The organism is Nocardia neocaledoniensis (assembly GCF_029868625.1).
GTDB lineage: Bacteria > Actinomycetota > Actinomycetes > Mycobacteriales > Mycobacteriaceae > Nocardia > Nocardia neocaledoniensis_A.
This window is the reverse complement of record NZ_JARWOJ010000301.1, coordinates 1-2701: the sequence shown is the minus strand read 5'-3', so window position 1 is coordinate 2701 and position 2701 is coordinate 1. Positions and strand designations below refer to the sequence as shown.

5 protein-coding genes are annotated in these 2701 nt (G+C 68.9%); 1 reads left to right on the top strand and 4 read right to left on the bottom strand.

Features of this window, described 5'->3' with window-relative positions:
* Window positions 1-38: 38 nt before the first annotated feature.
* Together QH270_RS22430 and QH270_RS22425 are read right to left on the bottom strand one after the other, a co-directional pair.
* Window positions 39-452, bottom strand: a complete 414-nt coding sequence (locus QH270_RS22430) for an SRPBCC family protein (RefSeq protein ID WP_280345798.1) — start codon at window positions 450-452, stop codon at window positions 39-41.
* Entirely contained in the window at window positions 449-769 is a 321-nt protein-coding gene (locus QH270_RS22425) for an ArsR/SmtB family transcription factor (protein ID WP_432420405.1), read from the bottom strand. The genes QH270_RS22430 and QH270_RS22425 overlap by 4 nt, the downstream gene beginning before the upstream one ends.
* Before the next feature lie 98 nt (window positions 770-867).
* Between QH270_RS22425 and QH270_RS22420 the strand changes: the two genes are divergently transcribed.
* On the top strand, window positions 868-1212 hold the full coding sequence (locus QH270_RS22420) for an MmcQ/YjbR family DNA-binding protein (RefSeq protein ID WP_280345792.1): 345 nt from the start codon (window positions 868-870) through the stop codon (window positions 1210-1212).
* A 27-nt stretch (window positions 1213-1239) separates the two neighbouring features.
* Here the strand turns inward: QH270_RS22420 and QH270_RS22415 are convergent, their stop codons facing one another.
* Both QH270_RS22415 and QH270_RS22410 read right to left on the bottom strand, forming a co-directional pair.
* The gene (locus tag QH270_RS22415) at window positions 1240-2034 is read right to left on the bottom strand and encodes an RNA polymerase sigma factor SigF (RefSeq protein WP_280345800.1); all 795 of its coding nucleotides are present in this window, start codon (window positions 2032-2034) and stop codon (window positions 1240-1242) included.
* Between the two features lie 98 nt (window positions 2035-2132).
* The gene (locus QH270_RS22410; protein ID WP_280345789.1) at window positions 2133-2555 is read right to left on the bottom strand and encodes an anti-sigma factor; all 423 of its coding nucleotides are present in this window, start codon (window positions 2553-2555) and stop codon (window positions 2133-2135) included.
* Window positions 2556-2701: the final 146 nt, after the last annotated feature.

Below are 2701 nucleotides of genomic sequence, written 5' to 3'. Positions count from 1 at the left end.
CCCACCCGGCCCCCCCCCCCCGCCGCGGCCCCCCGACCTCAGGCCTCCGTGAGCGCGGTGTCGATCCGGCGCAGCAGCCCCGGCCAGCCGCGCCCCATCCCCTCGAACGCCGCCTTCCCCAGCGGCGAATCGAGATCGAAGCCTGCGTGTTCGAGCAGCAACCGGGTGCCGGTGCCCTCGGGACGCAGTTCCCAGGTGATGGTGGTGTCCAGCGAGCCGGGCGCGAAGCTGTAGCGCAGCAGCCGCTCCGGTTCGACCGCGAGCACCTCGCACTCCTGGGCGCCCCATTTCCCCATGTCCAGGGTGAACCGGTGGCCCACCACGGGGCGGACGTCACCGGCCGCCCACCATTTAGCGTGCAACTCGGGCTCGCTCAATGCCCGCCACACGATCGCGGGCGGATGCCCGAGGAACTGGTCGCAGCGGATGACGGTCGGTTCGGTCGTCGTCATGGATTCTCCTCGTCGAGTAGGTCGCGCAGTGCGCCCAACCGGGCGCGCCAGTAGTGCTCGAACGGGTGCAGCCACTCGCCGACCTCGGCGAGCGGATTCGCGTCGAGGTGGTAGTAGCGGTGCCGACCGCGCGGCTCCTCCCGCACCAATCCGGCATTGCGCAGCACCGCCAGATGCTCGGACACGGCGGGCCTGCTCAGCTCGAATCGACCGGCCAGGTCGCCCGCCGCGCGCGGGCCGTCCCGCAGCGCCTCGAGCAGGTGACGGCGCACGGGGTTCGCCAGGGCGCTGAAGACATCGACTTCTCCCACGCCCATCACTATGCGTCGGATGTTTCCGACATGTCAACTTTTTCCGACATATTTGCGTGACATTCGTCCAAGCGCCGGGCGATACGCGGGCGCAGAATCGACCCATGGCGATGACGTGGGAACAGGTGGTGGGCGTGGCGACGGCGCTGCCCGGGGTCGAAGAGGGCACCTGGTGGCGCTCGCCCGGGCTGAAAGTCGGCGGTAAGGGGTTCGCGCGACTGCGCGACGAGGCCGAAGGTGGCCTGGCGCTGCTGTGTGAGATCCCGGAGAAGGAAGCCCTGCTGGCCTCCGGCGATCCGGCGTTCTACACGACCCCGCACTACGACGGGCATCCGTTCATCCTGATCGATCTCGCGGTCGTCGACCCCGATCAGCTGGCCGAACTCGTCGACGCGGCGTGGTGGATGCGGGCACCGGCCCGGTTGCGGCGGGAGCGGCAGGGCGCGTAGGGACGCCGTTGTCCCGAGGCGCGGCCGTCAGTCCCGTTCGGACAATTCGCGCAGACGCGCAAGGGTTTTCGCGAGGATGCGCGAGACGTGCATCTGCGAGATGCCGAGCTGGGACGCGATCTGGGTCTGCGTCATGGACTCGAAGAACCGCATGGTCAGGATGCGCCGTTCACGCTCGGGCAGGCCCGCGAGCAGCGGGCGCACCGCGATGTACTCCTCGACCCGGTCGAACTGCGATTCCTCCTCGCCGAGGGTGTCCAGCAGGGAGGCGTCGCTGTCGCGTCCGACCGAGGCGGCGTCGATCGAGGTGGGCTGGTAGGCATTGCCCGCGATGACCGCCTGGGTCACCTCGTCGGGGTCGACATCGAGTTCGGCCGCGATCTCCTTGGCCGTGGGGGAGCGACCGAGCCGCTGCGAGAGCTGGTCGACCGCGGCGCCGATGCGCAGATGGGTCTCCTTGACCCGCCGCGGCACCCGCATCGCCCAGGTGTTGTCGCGGAAGTAGCGCCGGACCTCACCCATGATCGTCGGCACCGCGAAGGACAGGAAGTTCGAGCCACGGCTCAGATCGAACCGGTCCACCGCGTGCACCAGGCCGACCCGCGCCACCTGCGACAGATCGTCGAACGGTTCGCCGCGTCCGCTGAACTTCCTGGCGATGTGATCGGCCAGCGGAATGCACCGGTTGATCAGCGCGTCCCTGGCGATCGCGTGCTCGGCGCTGCCGGGCTCGGTCGCGGCGAGGCGCTCGAACAGCGCGCTCACATCGTCGTACCCGGATACCGGTTCCTCGGCTTCGGCGTCCCCGGTCTCGGCGTCCACCGGGTTCTCCGGTTCGGCCGGGTTCTCCGTGGTGACGTCGGTATCGGTGCTGTTCTCCTGGTCGGGCGCGTGCTCTTCGGTGGTGTCCTCGCCGTGCACTACGCCTTCCCCCGGACCCGACGGAAGCGGACCGTCGTCGGATATCCGGACACGGCAGCGTCGAAGCCCTGTTGGTCGGCGCTCACCTCATCGCTGAGCGTGCGCAGCACATGCCAGCCGAAGCTGCGCTGATCCGGCATGCCCTCCGTGCCCGCGACGCCGTCGACCCGCACCAGCAGTTCGGTGTCGCCGACGAGGAATTCGCAGCTCAGCTGCGAATCGGGGGCCGCGATCGCGATCAGCGTCGAGCAGACCTCATCCACCGCCAGGCGCACGTCGGCGACCTCGTCGAGGGTGAAATCGCTGAGCAGGACCAGGGTTTCGGCCAGGCCGCGCAGGATGGGCAGCTGGTTGAGCGAAGCTGCTACGCGAATCTCCACCGGGGCACTGAACAGCCCTTGTTCCGCCGAAATATTGGTCACCCTATGCAGGCTACCCACATCCCCCCGGGGCAATCACCATTTGGTCGCTACACTTGCGCGCTGTGTCCACACCGACGTTCTCCCGCCCGGCGAAGCCGATGATCGCCCCGTCCATCCTGTCCGCGGACTTCGCGAACCTGGCCGCT

Coding starts and splice junctions, on each gene's coding strand:
- QH270_RS22425 (WP_432420405.1), bottom strand. CDS start 769: ATGGGCGTGGGAGAAGTCGATGTCTTCAGCGCCCTGGCGAACCCCGTG.
- QH270_RS22430 (WP_280345798.1), bottom strand. CDS start 452: ATGACGACGACCGAACCGACCGTCATCCGCTGCGACCAGTTCCTCGGG.
- QH270_RS22420 (WP_280345792.1), top strand. CDS start 868: ATGGCGATGACGTGGGAACAGGTGGTGGGCGTGGCGACGGCGCTGCCC.